At 57.9% G+C, this 18,591-nt stretch carries 19 protein-coding genes and 1 pseudogene; 5 read left to right on the forward strand and 15 right to left on the reverse strand.

Annotated elements, in window-relative coordinates:
* Positions 1–210: 210 nt before the first annotated feature.
* Entirely contained in the window at positions 211–738 is a 528-nt protein-coding gene (locus RLEG4DRAFT_RS08025; protein ID WP_003576760.1) for a sigma-70 family RNA polymerase sigma factor, read from the reverse strand.
* 394 nt (positions 739–1,132) lie between these two features.
* On the reverse strand, positions 1,133–1,372 hold the full coding sequence (locus RLEG4DRAFT_RS08030; protein ID WP_171898188.1) for a hypothetical protein: 240 nt from the start codon (positions 1,370–1,372) through the stop codon (positions 1,133–1,135).
* 399 nt (positions 1,373–1,771) lie between these two features.
* Between RLEG4DRAFT_RS08030 and RLEG4DRAFT_RS08035 the strand changes: the two genes are divergently transcribed.
* From RLEG4DRAFT_RS08035 to RLEG4DRAFT_RS08040, 4 genes and pseudogenes are all read left to right on the forward strand, one after another.
* Positions 1,772–2,728, forward strand: coding sequence for an SDR family oxidoreductase (locus tag RLEG4DRAFT_RS08035; protein WP_003576764.1), 957 nt, complete (start codon positions 1,772–1,774; stop codon positions 2,726–2,728).
* 172 nt (positions 2,729–2,900) lie between these two features.
* Positions 2,901–3,065, forward strand: a complete 165-nt coding sequence (locus RLEG4DRAFT_RS40740; protein WP_003576766.1) for a hypothetical protein — start codon at positions 2,901–2,903, stop codon at positions 3,063–3,065.
* Between the two features lie 55 nt (positions 3,066–3,120).
* Positions 3,121–3,237 (forward strand): annotated as a pseudogene (locus RLEG4DRAFT_RS38540) (ATP-binding protein); the annotation flags it as partial.
* A gap of 227 nt (positions 3,238–3,464) precedes the next feature.
* On the forward strand, positions 3,465–3,806 hold the full coding sequence (locus RLEG4DRAFT_RS08040) for an NIPSNAP family protein (RefSeq protein WP_003576768.1): 342 nt from the start codon (positions 3,465–3,467) through the stop codon (positions 3,804–3,806).
* Between the two features lie 557 nt (positions 3,807–4,363).
* Here RLEG4DRAFT_RS08040 and RLEG4DRAFT_RS08045 read toward each other — a convergent pair.
* From RLEG4DRAFT_RS08045 to RLEG4DRAFT_RS08065, 5 genes are all read right to left on the reverse strand, one after another.
* Positions 4,364–5,371 (reverse strand): DUF3618 domain-containing protein, encoded by a 1,008-nt coding sequence (locus RLEG4DRAFT_RS08045; protein ID WP_003576770.1) that lies wholly within the window; start codon positions 5,369–5,371, stop codon positions 4,364–4,366.
* A complete protein-coding gene (locus RLEG4DRAFT_RS08050) occupies positions 5,371–5,787 on the reverse strand; it encodes a phage holin family protein (RefSeq protein ID WP_003576772.1) in 417 nt (138 codons plus the stop codon). Before RLEG4DRAFT_RS08050 ends, RLEG4DRAFT_RS08045 begins: the two co-directional genes overlap by 1 nt.
* The gene (locus tag RLEG4DRAFT_RS08055) at positions 5,780–6,304 is read right to left on the reverse strand and encodes a hypothetical protein (RefSeq protein ID WP_003576774.1); all 525 of its coding nucleotides are present in this window, start codon (positions 6,302–6,304) and stop codon (positions 5,780–5,782) included. The genes RLEG4DRAFT_RS08050 and RLEG4DRAFT_RS08055 overlap by 8 nt, the downstream gene beginning before the upstream one ends.
* A 455-nt stretch (positions 6,305–6,759) precedes the next feature.
* Positions 6,760–7,269 (reverse strand): Hsp20/alpha crystallin family protein, encoded by a 510-nt coding sequence (locus tag RLEG4DRAFT_RS08060; RefSeq protein WP_003576778.1) that lies wholly within the window; start codon positions 7,267–7,269, stop codon positions 6,760–6,762.
* Between the two features lie 78 nt (positions 7,270–7,347).
* A complete protein-coding gene (locus tag RLEG4DRAFT_RS08065) occupies positions 7,348–7,824 on the reverse strand; it encodes an Hsp20 family protein (protein ID WP_003576780.1) in 477 nt (158 codons plus the stop codon).
* A gap of 218 nt (positions 7,825–8,042) precedes the next feature.
* On the opposite strand from RLEG4DRAFT_RS08065, the gene RLEG4DRAFT_RS08070 reads away from it, so the two are divergent.
* Entirely contained in the window at positions 8,043–8,267 is a 225-nt protein-coding gene (locus RLEG4DRAFT_RS08070) for a hypothetical protein (RefSeq protein WP_003576782.1), read from the forward strand.
* A gap of 77 nt (positions 8,268–8,344) precedes the next feature.
* Here RLEG4DRAFT_RS08070 and RLEG4DRAFT_RS08075 read toward each other — a convergent pair whose 3' ends face one another.
* From RLEG4DRAFT_RS08075 to gmd, 8 genes are all read right to left on the reverse strand, one after another.
* Positions 8,345–8,599, reverse strand: coding sequence for a helix-turn-helix domain-containing protein (locus RLEG4DRAFT_RS08075; protein WP_003576784.1), 255 nt, complete (start codon positions 8,597–8,599; stop codon positions 8,345–8,347).
* A gap of 411 nt (positions 8,600–9,010) precedes the next feature.
* A complete protein-coding gene (locus RLEG4DRAFT_RS08080; RefSeq protein ID WP_003576786.1) occupies positions 9,011–11,218 on the reverse strand; it encodes an amylo-alpha-1,6-glucosidase in 2,208 nt (735 codons plus the stop codon).
* Between the two features lie 16 nt (positions 11,219–11,234).
* Entirely contained in the window at positions 11,235–12,329 is a 1,095-nt protein-coding gene (locus RLEG4DRAFT_RS08085; RefSeq protein WP_003576789.1) for a glycosyltransferase family 4 protein, read from the reverse strand.
* Between the two features lie 59 nt (positions 12,330–12,388).
* Complete coding sequence (locus RLEG4DRAFT_RS08090) at positions 12,389–12,802, reverse strand: hypothetical protein (protein WP_003576791.1); 414 nt, start codon at positions 12,800–12,802, stop codon at positions 12,389–12,391.
* 94 nt (positions 12,803–12,896) lie between these two features.
* Positions 12,897–14,525: a chaperonin GroEL gene (gene groL, locus RLEG4DRAFT_RS08095; protein WP_003576792.1), complete on the reverse strand. Its 1,629-nt coding sequence runs from the start codon at positions 14,523–14,525 to the stop codon at positions 12,897–12,899.
* Between the two features lie 42 nt (positions 14,526–14,567).
* Positions 14,568–14,882: a co-chaperone GroES gene (locus RLEG4DRAFT_RS08100; protein ID WP_003576794.1), complete on the reverse strand. Its 315-nt coding sequence runs from the start codon at positions 14,880–14,882 to the stop codon at positions 14,568–14,570.
* A 1,533-nt stretch (positions 14,883–16,415) separates the two neighbouring features.
* Positions 16,416–17,486, reverse strand: coding sequence for a GDP-L-fucose synthase (fcl, locus tag RLEG4DRAFT_RS08110; RefSeq protein ID WP_003576798.1), 1,071 nt, complete (start codon positions 17,484–17,486; stop codon positions 16,416–16,418).
* The gene (gmd, locus tag RLEG4DRAFT_RS08115; protein WP_003576800.1) at positions 17,479–18,582 is read right to left on the reverse strand and encodes a GDP-mannose 4,6-dehydratase; all 1,104 of its coding nucleotides are present in this window, start codon (positions 18,580–18,582) and stop codon (positions 17,479–17,481) included. The genes fcl and gmd overlap by 8 nt, the downstream gene beginning before the upstream one ends.
* Positions 18,583–18,591 lie beyond the last annotated feature (9 nt).

Consider the following 18,591-nt stretch of genomic DNA (forward strand, 5'->3'; position numbering starts at 1 on the left):
TTCGCCTCGCGACATTTCTCTGCAGGATTTCCGGGCCGATGCTTCGCCACGCCGAACTCCGACAGGGACAAACTGTTCCACGCGGAGAGGTGTGCTCGCCTTTGGCGTCCATCTACGAGCGCTCGCCTTGACGAGTGGCTTTCGGTCCAATGCCGCGGATCTCCCTTCAGCATGTGCAACGCCAGCTTGCACCCACTTGCGCATAGATGATCAGTCGATGGGGTTGGGTCCGAGGAGCGACAACAAGGACCCGCGTGCTCGGTTGACCCGGCTTTTCAATGTGCCGATCCTGCACCCGCACAGCCTTGCAGCGTCCTCGTAACTCGTTCCGGTCGCCACCAGTATCAGCGCGCGGCGCCTGTCGTCCGGAAGTTTCGCCATTGCTTTTTGTATCTCGCGCTCCCGCAGCACCCACTCCTGGGCAGGTGCAACTGCGATTTGTCCCACCGTCGCGTCCATTCCGGTCGGTTCGCGTTGCTGCCGGCGATAGTTGGAGCAGAATGTGTTTCGTAGGATTGTAAACAGCCACGACCGGAGCGAGGTGCCGGGCTGGTAATGATGGATCGACTTCAACGCCTTCAGCAGCGTTTCCTGCACGAGATCATCGATGTCATCCTTGCTTCGTAAGAACCTCCGGGCAAAGCAATGCAACGCAGGCGTTAATTGGATGATCTCCATCTGGATGATGGATGTATCCTTGGTATCCAAGTCGGAGTGTACTGAGAAAGAGGACGTCATTTTTTCTCTCCTGTAATGGGAAGAAAAGCCGAACGCGTGCTCTTCGTTGCTGTACGATACCGGACAGATGGATCGTTTTGCTCCGCCCCCTCGTTTTCCACGGAGGTGCGCGTAAAGGCTTGGCACCTGCCGGAACAACAGAGATCATGAGCCAGAATGAGGAGCCCGAAGCGCTGAGGCGGCTCGTCGTCAGCGGACGACGTGCCTTTCAACCATCTGGCAAATTGGTCGGATCCAATCAAATCCAATCGGTGTTTACCTAGATTGGGTGGCGAAGGATTGGTGTATAAGCCTTTCAACTGCGAGGTCCTCAACCACTCCGGCGCCGCCTCGTCGTGTTGCTGACAACCAGCCGGCGCAAGTGCGGACTATCGCACGCTGCGCCATTTCGGCTTTATCCTTCCACTTCGCCATAGAGCTGGCCGCACATCGTCAGCGATCGCCGCATCGCCGCCACGCGCTCTTCGGCATCTTTGACAGAATAGGCCCAGACGTCTGTCGCCCAGCTCTTGCCGTCCATGTCGTATTGCAGAGCGAACCTATAGAGCTTCCGATGATCACTGTCGGTCGTGACGAAACCAGCATCCGGATCGTCGCGATCGTTTCTCACTCTGCTGAATATCAGGACGTTCACGACATACTCCTCCCCTAGTGTCATCGGCAGCGCCCTGAATCAGACGCCGCGTACCGAGGCTTAAACCAAGGGCCATGGCTTTCGTTCCCTCCGACCAGCAGTCCTTGCAACCGCGACCGGCCATCCCGCCGTTCTCATCGGTCGCCTCTGCGAGGGAACGATCTGGCGTTCGCGGACGTCATGGCGGAGCTAATCGATGGGCAAAGCGTCTGGGCGAAGGAAGCTGATGTTGAGGCTCCCCGAGATCCGTCGACCCCGACTGCTACCGCGTCAACCGTCTGCAGTTCGCATCACCAGAAACCGTCGGAAGGCCTCGCAGTCGCTGGGGTCTTTTTGCCGCTGCCAGGGGGACCTTTTTGCACCGCCAACGTTGTCTTCCTACGAGAAGAGGAGAACGAGATGTCATCGAAAGCCACCAGCGCGAAGCAGCGCGATATCCAGGGTCAGGTCGAAAAGGCCGACGAGAAAGCGAAATCGAAGGCGACCGGTGCGATGCAGGCTGGCGCTCGGCACTATCCCGAACCACCGTTTCCGAAAGTTCATCAGGACAAGCCCGGCTCGGAAGCCGATCTTCCGCTCCCCCCAATGTACGACGCACCGTTCTACAAGGGCTCCGGAAAGCTTAAAGACAAGGTCGCCCTTATAACAGGTGGCGATTCCGGCATCGGCCGTTCCGTGGCGATCCTCTTCGCAAGGGAGGGCGCCGACATCGCCATCGTTCATCTCGACGAGGATCAGGATGCGGCGGACACGAAGGCGGCTGTCGAAAAGGAGGGCCGCCAATGCCTCGTCATCAAGGGCGACGTCAAGGATCCGAAGTTCTGCCGCGACGCTGTCCAAAGGACTACCAAGCAGTTCTCGCGCCTCGATGTACTCGTAAACAATGCCGCGTTCCAGGTTCACACCGCGGACATCCAGGACCTGACCGACGAGCACTTCGATGAGACGCTGAAAACCAACCTTTACGGCTACTTCTACATGGCGAAGGCGGCCATACCTCACTTGACGAACGGGTCGGCGATCATCAACACCGGATCGGTCACAGGACTGGAAGGTTCGAAGGATCTGCTGGACTACTCGATGACGAAGGGTGGAATCCACGCTTTCACAAAGGCTCTCTCAAGCCAACTCGTTGCAAAGGGAATTCGCGTTAACGCCGTGGCGCCGGGACCCGTCTGGACACCATTAAATCCTTCGGACAAGCAGGCCGATGACGTTGCGAAGTTCGGCAGTCAGACGCCAATGAAGCGTGCGGCGCAGCCCGAGGAGATCGCGCCCGCATACGTCTTCCTCGCGTCCCCGCAGATGTCGAGTTACATCACCGGCGAGATTTTGCCGATCGTCGGCGGATATTGAGAGGGTGGGCAGACGAGTTTCCGGCCGCGGTGTTTGAAACGTCGGCGATCAGACGCATTCGTTGCAGATCTCGTTACGCCGGCGTGTTTAGTCGAAATTTATTCGGGAACTCGATCTTCTAATCAAAGTTCATTCCCCGAGGTCATCAAGATCTCTCGAGAGGAGTACAATCATGGCATCCACTGGAACAGATACATCGCATTCCAAAGGCGGCTCGAAGTCGGGCGCAGCCAAGGGTGCTTCGTCGGCAAAGACAGGCACCTCGTCAGGCAAGCAGGGTGGCTCGCACGAGCAGCACGTCAAGGCCGGCGAGCAGAGCCACAAGAACTCGAAGTAACTTCGAATTCTTCATTCGAATGTCGACGGGCGCGGATCACTCCGCGCCCGAACTGTATCAGGCGGTTGTCGGAGACGCCTTGCCGGTCTTGCTGGACAGGCTCACTCATCACTGCGAGATCATCGAAACCGGAAACGATTCCTGGCGCTTCAAGAACCGATCTCAAAGCTAACCAACAACCTCATCACCCGCACTTGGCCCACCCTCTGCAACCTCGACCAGCGCCGGGCGTGCCAGGTAGGCTTGCCTTGATCCGCGAGGCGGGCGGGGTCATGCTACCCTATCGTGCCGGCGGCTGGCTGCTTGCTTCCGGCGGGCTGGGGCAGGCAAGCGCCCCTCGCTTTTTCCGGCGCTGAACGATATGCACGATCTTGCCTGATCAAACATGAGGAGCATCCGGTGATCCACGAGTTGCGCATCTATACATGTCTGCCGGGGAGGCTGCCGGCACTGCAGCAGCGTTTCGAGACCGCAACGCTGGCGATCTGGGAACGCCTCGGCATCCGCTCACTAGGCTTCTGGACGACGATGATCGGTTCTTGCAGCAACGACCTGACCTACCTGCTGGAATGGCGGTCGCTGGCGGAGCGCGAGCAGAAATGGGCCGAGTTCATAGCCGATTGCGAGTGGCAGGAAGCGAGGGCCAAGAGCGAGGCGGATGGGCCGATCGTCGCCAACATCGTCAGTTCACTGCTCCAGCCGACACGCTTCTACCGCGGCTTCTCCAAGCCATCGGAGTAACGGCCAGAAACTCCGCACGCAATTGATTGAGCAGGGATTTCGGTTGTGTTTCGGCGCAGAATATTGATCGGTGTCCCTTTTTGACCCCTCTCAGATTTCGTCCGACCATCCGTCTTTCGGCGGCGGAAACGCCCGCTCTGATGGACAGGCTCAGTCATCCCGCGAGATCATTGAGACCGCAAACGATTCCTGGCCCTTCAAGAACCGATCTCGGAGCCAAAGCCGTCAGTCCCCATCACCTGCACTTGATCCACCCTCTGCAACCCCGGCCAGCATGGAGCGCGCCCAAATGCTGATCGCTTACAAAGGGAATACTGGACGCCAATAGGCGGTCGGTTTCTGTTCGCCGTTGACACGCATCGCTACTTCAGCCCGATGCCGGGCGATCACTTCCTCATAAGCTCGGGGGCGCCCGTCCCTCTAGCGAAAGCGGAGGTCGACAAGCACGCCCGTGGCTGGAACATAGGAGCGATCATGTGCCGGTCTGGATCGAGCGAGAAACCGGAGCCGCTACCGGATCTATCGCCTGGTAAACGACTAAGCATCCAAGAAATTCGTCAGATTGGAGTCGTGGTATCTCGACTATTTGCTCCGCTTTTCAACGCGTCAACTTGCTCCGCAAGACGATCCTTGATCTCGTCGTGAGCGTCCGGTGCCACTCCGACAGCGCGCTCATAAACGTCCGATGCAGCGGCTTTCCCGCGGTCGACGAGTTGGGAGGTCTGAGCGCCCAACGCTTCCTTGGCGGCATCTGAGGCTTCTCCTGCGAATTCATCTTCCGCTTCAGTGCTCGGGAGCACTGCACCGATAGCAGCCCCGACCGCAAAGGCCAGGGCGCCTCCAACCAGCGGCTGATCGCGAAACTGTCTGAGGATCAACGTGTTGAGCCTGGTAGTCTGTTCGCTCAGGTTTGCCGCAGCGTAAGAGGTTTGGTTGGTCAATGAACTGGCAGTTCCCGCCGCGCGGTCGGCAATCTCTTTCGCAGCATTCTTGGCCTGTTCCCACTTTTCGGCGGCCCAGCCAGACGCTGCGTCAAACATCGCCCCGGTCTCGTCGAGGATTTGATCGACCTGCTTGCCGCTCGCATCAACGAAACCGCGATATGTCTTGCCTGATTCGTCCATGAAATGGCCGGCTCGGCGTCCTGTCTCGTCGGTCAGGGCCCTCAGTTGTTTGCCAGACCCGTCGCCAAAATGGCTATAACGCACTCCCCCGATCGACGTCGGCGGGCCTAGGCGGCGCACCGGTCCTTGAACGGGATAAAGCGCATAGTCGGGCTCCACCGAAGCCGGTGAAGTAGACGATGAGGGAGCGCCCTTGGCCATCAACCAAGCCAGGCTAACACCCATCAACGCGACAGGAAGCGGATTTTCCTTTAGCGCCAGGCCAAGGTTTCCAACGAACTCGTTGCCGCCGCTGTTCTTGGCATAGGCCAGAACCTCATCGACCAATTGCCCTGGCGACATTCGCTCCTGGATGGCGTCGATGCGATCTCCAAGGCGTTGTCGATCATGCTCGATTTCTCGCTGAAGCTCGGCGGATGTTCTGTCTGTAGACGTTTCCATCAGAGTTTATCCTTCACGGTTTGCACGTCACTGCGGAGCGATGTTGTCGTCCGTGCGAGTGTCAGATTGCTGCGTCTGAAGGCGGCCAGGCCCCGTGCGATCAACGCCCACGCAATGATGCCGATCATCGCCCCGACGATAATCGAAGCAAGCGCATTGGCGGTCGGCTCGGCAAATCCTTGTGCTACGAGCAACGCGGCCAGACCACTCACGATGGCGCCCAACAGGACGCCGACAGCTCCGATCGCCATGACCAATCCGATAAGAAGGATTTCAGCGCCGCTTAAAACATCCGATAGTTTTTCGGATGCTTCGGTTTTGGCTAAATCGATCTCCTTGCGCAAAAGACCGGTGACATCACGTAGAAGTCCGCCGATCAATTCGGAAAGAGGCGCATTCTCTGGGGTTTTAGTCATTTGAGGCGCCCCCGCTTGCAGAAGCAGCTCTCATCTTGGCCGATGTTTCGATTGGGCGAACTTCATCGCCTCGTTTGGCGGAAGCGATCAAAAATCGACTTGCTGATAGTCCGGCAAGCGCCGCGATTGCGAGGAAGGCGATCGGCTGCTTGCGTCCGAAGTTCTCGGCCAGAGTGGCAATCTCGCCAAGGTCCTTGCCCTCGATCTTTTCGGCGACAGCTGCGACGCTTCGGCCGATCTCGCGGGCGTAGCGGCCGACCTGTCGCTGATCAGAGCTTTCGAGCTCTGCCCCGACCTTCTCCAAGGCGGCCGCGACGCCACTAACCTGATGACCGACAAAGTGGGTTTGTTCGGAAACCACCTCGTCCACCTGCTGAATAACGGCTCCGGAGCCCTCCTTGATTATCTGCCTCGTCGAGCTGATGTCTTCGCTCAGCTTGTTTTTAAAGTCAGTGACGGGTGAGGTGTCTGGAGAAGGACTGGGTTCCGCTGATGGAAGGGAAAATTCGTTAGTCATCGAGGGCCTCCATAGATGATTGTGGTGCCGAACCTCGATCTTGTAGTTTTGTTCCCGATGACAAACTTTGTGTGGGAAAGAGCTTCGGTGCCGACCGCCTGGGGCGTGTGATCACTCACTGGCGGCGGAGGTCGCGTCTCCAGTTGGAACGAGTATTGTCAGATTCGGAGATAGTTGAGTTTGCACCCCTGGCAAATTTGTCCTCCGGGCATCCGACCTCTTTTGCGAGCTTCGCGAGGGCGGATGGCCTAGGAGCCTTGCCATGTTCTGGCGACCGCGGTGCCGGCGGAAATCCTGGGTTCTCGGCGTCCTGCCACATCACTCGAAGCCGCTCGCCTGCAGGTTGGTTTCTGCCTTCGTTTTGCTATCTAACTGGTCTTTGACACCTATGGGCCCATTTGCCCTCATTAGAGGGTCACGGCGACGTCCCTCAGAGACGCCGCCATGACTGACCTTTAGCTCTTGATTGCGATGCGCTTGACCTGCGACTGCGCTTTCTCGCTCTTCGGCAAGGTCACGGTGAGCACACCATTCTTGAAGATGGCATCGACTTGATCTTCCTTGACCTCGACGCCGAGCGGAATGCGGCGCTCGAAGCGGCCGTAGTAGCGCTCAGAAAATTGGCGGTCCTTGTCCTCGGTTTCCGACTGCTTTTCGCCTTTCAGCGTCAGCACGCCATCATTGAGCAGGACTTCGATGTCCTTCTCCTGAAGGCCGGGGACCTCGGCCGTCACCTTAATCTCCTTTTCGTTATTGGAGACCTCGACGCTCGGCCATCCGCCACCGAAGGTATTGGCGCTACTCAATGACGGCAGGCCCGAACCGAAGCCACGCAACACGTCGTCGAACAACCGGTTTACCTCGCGATGCAATGACAGGAACGTATCCCGGTCGTCATCACGCAAAAGGCTTGGAACCTGATGGCCGTTGGTCCGGCTCCAAGGTATTAGATCACGGACACCCATGTCTTTACTCCTTTCTATTGGCTCGGCCTCTTCCATCGGTGCCGGGCATCGCCCGCACCTTTGCCTTTCCCGGAAGGCTTACGCCGCTTGTTTCTCTGCTTCGATCTGCTTCGTCTCGACCTTGGGCAGCGCCTGATCTGTCTTGATCTCGATCTGACGCGGCTTCATCTCCTCGGGGATTTCGCGCTTGAGATCGATGCTCAAGAGACCGTTTGCGAGACCGGCACCCACGACCCAGACGTGGTCGGCAAGCTCAAACCGGCGCTCGAAGCTCCGGCCGGCGATGCCATGGTGCAGATACTGGACGTCTTCGGCGCTCGGCTTCTGCCCCGCAACGACAAGCATGTTCTGCTCCTGAGTCATCGTCAGTTCGTCCTGGGAGAAGCCTGCTACCGCCATTGTGACGCGGTAGGCGTCATCGCCGGTTTTTACGATGTCATAGGCTGGCCAATTATCCCTGGTCTCGATGCGACTTGCCGGTTCGAGGGCGTTCAACATTCGCTCAAAGCCGATGCTTGAGCGAAACAGGGGCGAGAAGTCGAGGTTTGTCCTCATAGCCATATCCTCCTTTGAAGCAACATGGATACAAGGAGGCGCCAAAAAGCATTAGCGCCTCCTGGACTTTTTGCCGATTCTTTCGGAATTGATTAATATAATTCAGCTGGTTACGGATTCAAGAGGAGCGGAATTCCGCCCAAAAAAAATGGACGTTTTTGCCTTCTCCTCCATATGAACCAGATCAATGCTTTTCGCGAGAAAGGAGCCAATCAGACATGACCATGACTTTGCAAGACGTCGTCGCTGTCCTTGGTCCAGTCGACGAAACTCTCGTGAGCGCGGTTATCGCGACCGGTGCCACTCAAGCCGAACTGGCGGAGGCGTGGGCCTGGATTAGCAACGACGAGGCCTTAATGGGAGAAGGGCGCCGTCTGCCCACGGGAAGGGTCGCTACGCTTGCCGATCTACTGAAGGATGACGAAGACGAAGAAATAGAATAGCTCGCTGGATCGGAGCAATAATCGTAAGGCAGGCCAGCCAAGATCAAGCGGTTCGCATCCACATGCGTTGGCGATCGTCAGCTCGGATAGAGTTGCCGGCCGAGGTGGTTGACGAGCGATTGAAGATCTGGCGGCAATGTTGCAACGTTTTTTCTTTCACGGGCCGCCTGCAGCCGGATCATGTCGAACGCGAGGACATGAATAGTCGAAATCTCGCGGTTTCCGGATTCCAACTGCTGGATTTCCACCAACGGCAGGCCAAGCCGGTTCGCGAGCTCCGCCTGCGTAAAATCCAGTTGCTCACGGGCTTGGATAAGTTCTGACGCTTTCATCGCGGCACCTCCGTCATTACCGCTTCTGGGTGTTTCAGTGCCTCAGCTCAAGGTTTGGCTTTTAGCGCTGAAACCTGATGAAGCTCTCGGAGCAGATCTTGAATCACATCATTTGAATCCCCCGGGACCGCGAAGGCAGGCAGCCTGCGCAACTGCCGCTTGACAACGGGATGGGACGCGTACCGGATCACGAGATGTGTCAGTGCTTCATGGTGCTTCTCTGTCATGGCTTGGCAACGCGGCAAAGGCAAGACTGTTCCACATCTCACGAACCATCCGCCTCACAAGATGAGGGTGATCTCCGAGGGCGCCGTTTGAGAAGAGCCGCAAGTCAATGTCTGTTGACCGCGCCAGCCGGCCGTCGTCGCTCGCAATTGCGAGACGATAGGGCCAACCGAACATTACCAAACGTTAGGTGGCCGTCTGAATTCGGATATCGCCCCGACGATCGATTACCTCCACGACGACATTTCGGCCGGAGCGGCGGAGGCTAACATCGGCCGAACCCGATCCGATCAGCAGGTGTCGCAATGTCACCTCGTCGAGGAAGGTTGGAAGCCGCGGTTCCCTAAAGCTGATCTGCAGCGCATTTGGATCGAAATCGAGACCAAGGCAGGATTGCAGGAGTGATAGGGAAGCTGCCGCCGCCCATGCCTGCGGAGAGCAGGCGACCGGATAGAAAGTCGGTCCCTGCGCCCGCTGACGTGGCATCCCGCAGAAGAGTTCGGGAAGACGCCGCAGGTCGATATAGGTCGAAGCTGCAAACAGTCCTTCGAATATCCGTGCCGCTTCCGCCCGATAGCCGTAGCGCGCAAGGCCGCTGGCAATCAGAGCATTATCATGCGGCCAGATCGAGCCGTTGTGGTAGCTCATGGGATTGAAGCGCGTCTCTGTGGCGGCGATGGTGCGGATGCCCCAGCCGCAGAATGAGGAACCGCTCATCAACGTGCGGGCGACCTGTTTTGCGCGCTCCGGATAGGAAATACCAGTGAAGAGGGCATGTCCTGCGTTGGAGGAGCGGACCCGGCACGGCCTCTTGTCGCCATCGAGTGCCAAAACGTAGGTTCCGAGCTCCTCGTCGAAAAAGGCAGCATCGAATGCTTGGCGCAGACCTTCTGCCCTTGCGATGAACCTTGCAGCACGGTCCGGCCGGCCGAGCCGACGGAAGATCTCGGCGGCGCACTGCCAGGCGCCGTACACATAGGCCTGCACCTCGGCGATGGCGATCGGCCCGCTGGCGAGCGTTCCATCAGCATGAAAAACGGAATCGTGGCTGTCTTTCCAAGCTTGGTTAATCAGTCCTTCTGCGGTCAGTCGTCCATATTCAACGAAGCCGTCGCCGTCGCGATCGCCATGCTCGTCAATCCATGTCAGCGCCGCCTCGACATGCGGCAAAAGACGACTGGTGGTAGCAAGATCACCGGTCCTTTTGAGATATTCGCCAGCCAGCACGACAAACAGAGGGGTCGAATCGACGCTGCCGTAATAGCGCCGAAAGGGCACCTCTCCGAGTTCGGCCATCTCCCCACACCGGACTTCATGAAGGATCTTGCCTGGTTCGGCATCTGACGCTGGATCCACCTCCGTCGCCTGATTGGCAGCCAAATGACCAAGAACGCCGCGAGCAATCTCGGGATCCAGCCAAAGGGTTTCGAGCGCGGTGATGAGCGCGTCGCGTCCGAACACTGTGCTGAACCAGGGGATGCCGGCATAAGGATAAGGCCCCTCAGGTTTATCGGTCATCAGCATATAGAGGTCGGAGATGCTGCGGCGCGCAACTTCATTGAAGATTTCATTTGACGTTATGACCGACGCCGCACGCGAGGAAGATTTCTGTAACGCCCTACGCGCATCCCGCAGTGCAACGAAAAAGGAGCGAAAGCTCGGGCTCAGTGCTTCGCCTTGGTCACAGCCAATTTCGATGAACAGCGAGCGGGTCTCATGGGGCGCGAGATCGAGTTCATAGGTTAGCAGATCGCTTCGAACCGCATCCGGCTGTGGATCGAAGGACAGGCGCGTCGACCGTTTGCGCCCGTCCAGGCCAATATAGGAGAGAAGGACGCGGTCCTGCTCAATAACAGTTGGAAAACGGCGTCCTTTTTTTGCCCTGACGGTTCCTCGAACCTCGAATAGATCGGCGAAGTCTGCGCCGAACGCGATATCGATGCGGATACGTTGCGGTCGCTCGTCAAAGTTCTTCACAGTCAGTCGCTCGTAGCAATGGGCCTGCCAAAGAAAGCGGGTCCTGCGCAGATGAACAAGGTCGTGGCCGAGGAGGAGCTTGCCGTTGTCGTCGAAGAGATCGGGGTTGGTGAGGTCGCAGGTCAGGGTGGCGTTGTCATCGCGCAACGTCGACGACAAAAGCATCGGCCGCTTACCGTTGACCGTCAGATAGAGGTGCGAGAGATAACGCGTATCCCGATGGAACAGGCCCTCCGGGCTGCCAGGCCCGGAAAGCGCGTCCCCATTGTGGTCGAAGACAGCAAAGGTGTCGCCGTGCTTCAGCGTGCGTGGCCGGCGTTCCTGCAACGACGCGGCAGCCGGAATGAAGAACTGCGCGATGGGCGCTGCCGGACCTGCCGACGCGGCGGGCGGATCGTTCGTGGAGGCGGTCGACATAGTTTCTCCTCAAGGCTCAGGCGACGATCTGAAGGTCGGGCGCGCGACGGTTTGGCCGGTGAAGCGGAGCTGCGTTGGCACGAACCCCCGGCAGGCTGCGGTAGATGTCGAGATAGTCCCGCGCCATCCGTTCCGCCGTAAAGCGCTTCTCGAAGGTCGCCCGGACCTTTCGCCGATCAAGCCGAAGCGCCCATTCAACGTTCTCGACCGCCTCGGTAACACTGTCGACCAGTATGCCGGACAACCCATTGTCGATAACTTCCGGGGCCGATCCACAATTGAAGGCGATGACCGGTGTGCCGCAGGCCATTGCCTCGATCATCACCAGTCCGAAGGGTTCGGGCCAGTCGATCGGGAATAGCAGCGCGCCGGCATTGCCGAGGAATTCAGCCTTTTCGAGCTCATTGATCTCGCCGATAAATTCGACATTCGCGTGGCTGTTCACCATCGGTTCGATCACTGTCTCCCAATAGGCTTTGTCCGCATTGTCTATTTTGGCCGCCATTTTCAGCGGCATGCCGACCTTTGCGGCGATCTCGATCGCCCGATCCGGACGCTTTTCCGGCGAGATGCGCCCAAGGAACGCAAGGTAGTTGCCTGTGGGTTTCGCGGTAAAGGGGAGGATATCGCTGGCAAGCCCGTGGTAGACCGTTCCTACCCACTTGACCGGTGGCATCGGTCGGCGCTGATCGTTCGAGATCGAAACCAGCGGAATATCAGGGAAGGCTTTGTAGAACGGCTTGAGGTCGGGTAGGTCGAGCCGCCCATGCAGCGTCGTGACCGTGCGGTCCGCAAACTCCCCAATCAACGGGAAATGCAGGAGGTCCGTGTGGAAATGGAGGACATCGAACTGATGCGCCTCCCGGCGGACTTGCTCGAGCATCACGACGTGGTGCGGCAGATGTTCCTTGACCGCAGGGTCAAGCCGCAGCGCGACGTCCGAACATGTCACCAGTCTGGCATTGGTGACGGAATCGCCGCTGGCAAAGAGTGTGACCTCGTGGCCTTGGGCGACAAGTTCTTGGGTAAGGTAGGAAACGATACGCTCGGTTCCCCCATAAAGCTTCGGTGGAACACTTTCAGCAAGCGGTGCGATCTGGGCGATCTTCATCGGCAAAACCTCCTCAGTTGAGCAAAGAGTCGACGGCAAAAATCATGCATTTGGAGCGGTCAGGTTTCAAATCGGTGTGGGCGACGTCCTCCTTTCCAGTAGCTGCACAGCCCACTGCCTCCAAAGCGGAGCGCCTGCGGTCTGCGGCGAGTTCTGTGGTTTTTGAAAGACTCGAAAGGACATTGATCCTGCGACTGCGGACCGTCCTTGTCCAACATCTTCAGTGCTTGGATGATCTCATCATATGACACCGGTTTATCCGTTCCCGGATAAAGGCGAAGCGCTGGCGTTGACTCGATGGCAAAGCAGTCGGATGCCCACGAAGCCAGGATCGCCCGCTTCTCGTCAACGCTGATGTCGTTGATCGCCAGCACGTCAAGGGGGTGATCGAAATGTTCAGCCGGATGGAGCAACTGCGCGGCAGCGATCGCCGCCGGCGCTTGCTCCGAATTGATGACATTTTCCTTTCTCATAGCTTGCTCCATTGATCTTGACCGATGGAACTGATGGATTGGTGAAGGGGAGGCCGGCAGTCGTCGGACCGCGCGGACCTCTCCCCTGTTAGCCTTAGAAGTCCATACCGGCACCTGCAGGCATGACCGGAGCGGGTTCCTTCTTTGGCTTTTCAGCAATCATTGCTTCCGTCGTCACCAGAAGGCCGGCGACCGAAGCCGCATCTTGAAGAGCAGTGCGAACGACCTTGGCCGGATCGATGACACCGTCAGCATAGAGATCACCATAGTTGCCGGTTTGGGCGTTCCAGCCATACGAGTAGTCGCTCTTCTCGCGCAGCTTGCCCACGATCACCGAGCCTTCGGCCCCGGCATTCTCAGCGATCTGGCGCACCGGGGCTTCGATTGCACGGCGGACGATCTCGACGCCGACCCTTTGATCCTCGTTCGGCGTATCGAGATGGTCGAGCGCTTTAACAGCACGCAGCAGCGCAACGCCGCCGCCAGGGAGGATGCCTTCCTCGACGGCTGCGCGCGTCGCATGCAGTGCATCGTCCACCCGATCCTTCCGTTCCTTGACTTCCACTTCCGTCGAGCCACCGACACGGATCACGGCAACGCCGCCGGCGAGCTTGGCAAGGCGTTCCTGCAGCTTCTCGCGGTCGTAGTCGGAGGTCGTTTCTTCAATCTGGGCCCGGATCTGCGCGACGCGGCCATCAATCTCGCTTTTCGAACCAACACCATCGATGATGGTGGTATTCTCCTTCTCGATCGACACCTTCTTTGCCCGGCCGAGCATGTTCAACGTCACATTCTCGAGCTTGATGCCGAGGTCCTCCGAGATGACAGTGCCGCCCGTCAAGATGGCGATGTCTTCGAGCATTGCCTTGCGGCGATCGCCAAAGCCGGGTGCCTTGACGGCAGCGATTTTAAGCCCGCCGCGCAGCTTGTTGACGACAAGGGTCGCAAGCGCTTCTCCTTCGACGTCCTCAGCAATGATCAGGAGCGGCTTGGCCGACTGCACGACAGCTTCCAGGACGGGCAGCATCGACTGCAGGTTGGAGAGCTTCTTCTCGTGGATGAGGATATAAGGGTCCTCGAACTCGACGCGCATCTTCTCCGCATTTGTAACGAAGTAGGGGCTAAGATAACCGCGATCGAACTGCATGCCTTCGACCACTTCGAGTTCCGTCTCCGCCGTCTTGGCTTCCTCGACGGTGATGACACCTTCGTTGCCGACCTTTTCCATCGCTTCTGCAAGATAACGGCCGATCTCGGAATCGCCGTTGGCCGAAATGGTGCCGACCTGAGCGATTTCGGAATTGTTGGAGACTTTGCGGGCGTTGGTCCTTAGTTCCTTGACGACGGCGTCGACGGCAAGGTCGATGCCGCGTTTCAGATCCATCGGATTCATGCCCGCCGCCACGGCTTTGGCGCCTTCTTTGACGATCGCCTGGGCCAGAACCGTGGCGGTCGTGGTGCCGTCGCCGGCAAGATCGTTGGTTTTTGAGGCGACCTCGCGCAACATCTGTGCGCCCATGTTTTCGAACTTGTCTTCAAGCTCGACTTCTTTTGCCACGGTAACGCCATCCTTTGTGATGCGCGGAGCACCAAAGGACTTGTCGATGACGACGTTGCGACCTTTCGGGCCGAGCGTCACCTTGACCGCATTGGCGAGTATGTCGACGCCGCGAAGCATCTTATCCCGGGCTTCAGCATTAAACTTGACTTCCTTGGCAGCCATTTCGGCACTCCTTTCTCGGCAGCTCTTGACTGTTTAAGTCGCTTACGCGGCTTTCTTCTCCGTGGCCTGGGCTTCGATAACGCCCATCACATCGCTCTCCTTCATGATCAGAAGGTCCTCACCGTTGATCTTGATCTCGGTCCCCGACCATTTGCCAAAAAGGATGCGATCACCGGTTTTCACGTCGAGCGCCTCGATTTGACCTGCATCATTGCGCGCGCCGGGGCCGACGGCGATGACCTCGCCTTGCTGAGGTTTTTCCTTTGCAGTATCGGGAATGATGATGCCGCCTTTGGTCTTCTCTGCGGATTCGACCCGGCGGACGAGAATGCGGTCATGAAGCGGTCGGAACGACATGTTTCCTCCAACGGCAAAACAATGATGATGTTGTTCCCCTACCGAACCGGATGACCAGTCCGGGCGGGTGCCAATCCTCATCTTCGGAGCAATCGGCGCGATCGATTTGGTTTCGAATAAATCCGGTTTCAAGAGGGTAGCCAGAAAAAATTAGCACTCCCAGTTATTGACTGCTAAGTTCCTGTAATTAAATAATGATTTCAATTTTGGGCCAAGAAGGCGGGCGCAGTCAAGGAAGCAACCGCATGGGAGTCATCCGGTTTTGCGGGGTGTTTTGCGGAGACAACCGAAGCTGGTTTGCCGTTGCACCCAGGATGATGCCGGCAGGTCTAAGGTCCGAGAAAATATTCAGATAGCTTGTCGGCGCCGTCGCGGCAGGGAAACTTGAATGGTCGCGTTGGCTTCGTTGGCGAAGATCAGCTGCCGGTTTCGGCGTCTACACCGGTTACATGAACCCCCCACAAGAGCCGGATGCTTCGCCGGCGGGCTCGTCGATCGCCATCTGCACATCTCCCAAATGGCACTCGCTGGGAGCGTCACATTTCGGCTTTCAATTGTCGGTTTGATGTTCTTTTTATGTTCGCCCATGGCAGGAAGTCACTCATCAAGAGTGCACAACAGCTTTTAGCATGGCTGCGGACCGCAACAAAAAAGCCCCGCGACACGGGTAGTTAGGGAAGTGAGACCACGCGGGGGAACGGACAGAAGTGAGAGGCTTGCGAACAGGCCCCTCTCGCATGGTCCCAGCGCGATAACGATAGGCGATGCGTCTGGTTCCGCAATTGCGGACATGGCTTCGTCAGAGGGTTACGCGTTGCTTATCCGGGCCGTTGTTCCCGTATGCCGCAGCCCCTCATACGTACGCTTCCGTACTCGCGGTTGAAATCGCAGGTTCGCCGGTTAGGATCGGCTGACCCAATCGGGAGGAATGCGGATGACCCAGCATTCGGGGATTACGAAGCCGGCGCTGCAGCCTGATGACGTCGCCATGCTGAAAGCTGTTCTCAGGCAGTGGTGTCAGGAAAATTCATGTGACATTGACAGTTCGGCGGCGCAGCACGTCGCAAGGGAGCTCGTTTCCTGGTTCGAATGTGGTATTCGCAGTCAGCATAAACTCAGCGGCCTGATGCGGCACATGCATCTGGAGTCGAGAAGTTCCCCGATTTCCACGCGTTAGTGGGTCAGCGGCCAGCCATGCAATGGCGAGTTGATGGCTATAATGGAAAAAGCCGGCGCAATTCTTCGATCGCTGCCGCATGTGGTACGGCCGCGCCTGCCACTTTACCACGGCGGTGGTCGTCCTCAGTTGAAGGCAATCGCGCCGACCCTGACGTGGGCTATCTGCGCAATAGAGCGACAAGCGATGTCGGTATCTCGACTGAAAAAAAATTCATTGCCGCACCGATGATCACCGCCCACACGACTATCAGGAAAATGAGCGCCGCAATCCTGATTTCGACTGGTTGCATGTATTGCTCCATCCCAGCATATGCGTCCCCCCGGACCAATCCTTTTATCCCTCGCGCAAATTCGCTATGCCCGAGGATGATGCGCGACCGCAGAGCGCGCCGGCGCGTGCGGCGCCGAAGTCTTGGCCTTCCCCAAGCTGATGTCGCTTTGACCGGTCAGATCGCCGGACATCGCCCTGTTGCTGCGTTCGAGATAATGCCCATCAAGGAAGGAGCTGTAGGCGTCTGCGATGCCCTCCTTCAGACCGATCTTGGGAGACCAGCCGAGACTGCGAAGCTTGTCGACGCTCAAGAGTTTACGCGGCGTGCCATCTGGCTTGGTAAGGTCGCGCGTGATCTTGCCTTCGAAACCAACGACCTTGGAAACGAGGTGTGCCAAATCAAGGATGGCAATGTCTTCGCCAGAACCGACGTTGACATGACTTTCGGCAGAATAGGTCTTCATGAGATGGAGGCAGGCGTCGGCGCAATCGTCGACATGCAGGAATTCGCGGCGCGGCGTGCCAGTACCCCAGATGCATATCTCTCGCTGCCTGTTGATCTTGGCCTCATGCGCCTTGCGTATGAGCGCCGGCATGACGTGGCTTGAGTCGAGGTCAAAATTGTCGCCTGGACCATAGAGATTGGTCGGCATGGCCGAGACGAAATCCTTGCCGTGCTGTTTGCGATAGGCAGCGCAGAGCTTTAAGCCGGCGATCTTGGCGATCGCATACCATTCATTCGTCGCCTCCAGCGATCCCGTCAGCAGTGCCTCTTCAACGATCGGCTGATCGGCCAATTTCGGATAGATACAGGACGAGCCGAGAAACATCAGTTTTTCGACGTCAGCATTATGGGCCGCGTGGATGACGTTCGCTTGAAGAACCAGGTTGTCGTAAAGGAAGTCGGCCGGATAGGTCGCGTTGGCAAGAATACCGCCCACCCGCGCAGCCGCCAGGAAGACGGCGTCGGGACGATTCGTGCTCATCCAGGCCTCTACCTGCTCTTGACGTCTGAGATCGACCTCGGCGCGGGTGGCAGTCAAAATCTCGCAGCCCTCGGAGGCGAGACGCCGCACGATCGCAGAGCCCACCATGCCGCGGTGGCCCGCGACATAGACCCTTTTTCCGGCAAGGCTGTAGATCACCTCAGGCATAGGCAAATCCCCTGGTGACACCGACCGACGGGACATTTCGTGCCATGACTTTCAGATCCTCGCGAACCATCTCCGCCACCAGCTGATCAAGACTGGTCTCATGTTTCCAGCCAAGCTTCGTGTGCGCCTTCGTCGGATCGCCGATCAGAAGATCAACTTCTGTCGGACGGAAATAAGCGGGATCGATCTCCACCACACATCGGCCGGATGTCTTGTCGTACCCCTTTTCCTCGACCCCCAGGCCACGCCAATCGATCGGCATGCCCACCCTGGCGAAGGCCTTGTCGACAAAGGAACGAACCGAGTGCGTTTCGCCGGTCGCAAGGACGTAGTCCTCCGGTTCGTCCTGTTGCAGCATCAGCCACATGCCGCGGACATATTCACGTGCATGTCCCCAGTCGCGCTTGGCATCCAGATTGCCGAGATAGAGCCGTTCCTGCAGTCCGAGATGGATCGCAGCCGCCGCCCTGGTGATCTTGCGGGTCACGAATGTTTCGCCGCGGATCGGGCTTTCATGATTGAACAGAATGCCGTTCGAGGCGTGCATGCCATAGGCCTCGCGATAATTGACCACGATCCAATAGGCGTAGAGCTTGGCCGCCGCATAGGGTGAGCGAGGGTAAAAAGGCGTCGTTTCGCTCTGCGGGACTTCCTGGACTTTGCCGTAGAGCTCTGAGGTGGACGCCTGATAGAAGCGGGTCTTCCTGGTCAGGCCCAGGAGGCGAATGGCTTCAAGCAGTCGAAGGGTGCCGGTTCCATCGGCGTTCGCCGTATATTCCGGCGTCTCGAAGGAGACTTGAACGTGGCTTTGTGCGGCAAGATTATAGATCTCGTCGGGCTGCGTTTCCTGAACGACCCGGATAAGATTGGTTGAATCCGTCATGTCCCCGAAATGCAGGATAAAGCGGGGGTTCTCGATATGCGGATCCTCGTAGAGATGCTCGATGCGGCTGGTATTGAAGGACGACGAACGCCGCTTCAGGCCGTGAACGATATAGCCTTTCTCCAAGAGCAATTCGGCCAGATACGCACCGTCCTGACCTGTTATGCCCGTAATCAGTGCAACTTTTCGATTGTCTCTCATTCCTGTATCCATGATTGCCCT

The sequence above is a fragment of the Rhizobium leguminosarum bv. trifolii WSM2297 genome, assembly GCF_000271845.1.

What these genes read in the sequence shown, in the direction of transcription:
- RLEG4DRAFT_RS08060 (WP_003576778.1), bottom strand. Translation starts at nt 7,269, where the DNA reads ATGGGTGTCCGTGATCTAATACCTTGGAGCCGGACCAACGGCCATCAG.
- RLEG4DRAFT_RS08055 (WP_003576774.1), bottom strand. Translation starts at nt 6,304, where the DNA reads ATGACTAACGAATTTTCCCTTCCATCAGCGGAACCCAGTCCTTCTCCA.
- RLEG4DRAFT_RS40740 (WP_003576766.1), top strand. Translation starts at nt 2,901, where the DNA reads ATGGCATCCACTGGAACAGATACATCGCATTCCAAAGGCGGCTCGAAG.
- RLEG4DRAFT_RS08035 (WP_003576764.1), top strand. Translation starts at nt 1,772, where the DNA reads ATGTCATCGAAAGCCACCAGCGCGAAGCAGCGCGATATCCAGGGTCAG.
- groL (WP_003576792.1), bottom strand. Translation starts at nt 14,525, where the DNA reads ATGGCTGCCAAGGAAGTCAAGTTTAATGCTGAAGCCCGGGATAAGATG.
- RLEG4DRAFT_RS08075 (WP_003576784.1), bottom strand. Translation starts at nt 8,599, where the DNA reads ATGAAAGCGTCAGAACTTATCCAAGCCCGTGAGCAACTGGATTTTACG.
- RLEG4DRAFT_RS08045 (WP_003576770.1), bottom strand. Translation starts at nt 5,371, where the DNA reads ATGGAAACGTCTACAGACAGAACATCCGCCGAGCTTCAGCGAGAAATC.
- RLEG4DRAFT_RS08065 (WP_003576780.1), bottom strand. Translation starts at nt 7,824, where the DNA reads ATGAGGACAAACCTCGACTTCTCGCCCCTGTTTCGCTCAAGCATCGGC.
- RLEG4DRAFT_RS08050 (WP_003576772.1), bottom strand. Translation starts at nt 5,787, where the DNA reads ATGACTAAAACCCCAGAGAATGCGCCTCTTTCCGAATTGATCGGCGGA.
- RLEG4DRAFT_RS08085 (WP_003576789.1), bottom strand. Translation starts at nt 12,329, where the DNA reads ATGAAGATCGCCCAGATCGCACCGCTTGCTGAAAGTGTTCCACCGAAG.
- fcl (WP_003576798.1), bottom strand. Translation starts at nt 17,486, where the DNA reads ATGCCTGAGGTGATCTACAGCCTTGCCGGAAAAAGGGTCTATGTCGCG.
- RLEG4DRAFT_RS08090 (WP_003576791.1), bottom strand. Translation starts at nt 12,802, where the DNA reads ATGAGAAAGGAAAATGTCATCAATTCGGAGCAAGCGCCGGCGGCGATC.
- RLEG4DRAFT_RS08070 (WP_003576782.1), top strand. Translation starts at nt 8,043, where the DNA reads ATGACCATGACTTTGCAAGACGTCGTCGCTGTCCTTGGTCCAGTCGAC.
- RLEG4DRAFT_RS08100 (WP_003576794.1), bottom strand. Translation starts at nt 14,882, where the DNA reads ATGTCGTTCCGACCGCTTCATGACCGCATTCTCGTCCGCCGGGTCGAA.
- RLEG4DRAFT_RS08080 (WP_003576786.1), bottom strand. Translation starts at nt 11,218, where the DNA reads ATGTCGACCGCCTCCACGAACGATCCGCCCGCCGCGTCGGCAGGTCCG.
- RLEG4DRAFT_RS08025 (WP_003576760.1), bottom strand. Translation starts at nt 738, where the DNA reads ATGACGTCCTCTTTCTCAGTACACTCCGACTTGGATACCAAGGATACA.
- gmd (WP_003576800.1), bottom strand. Translation starts at nt 18,582, where the DNA reads ATGGATACAGGAATGAGAGACAATCGAAAAGTTGCACTGATTACGGGC.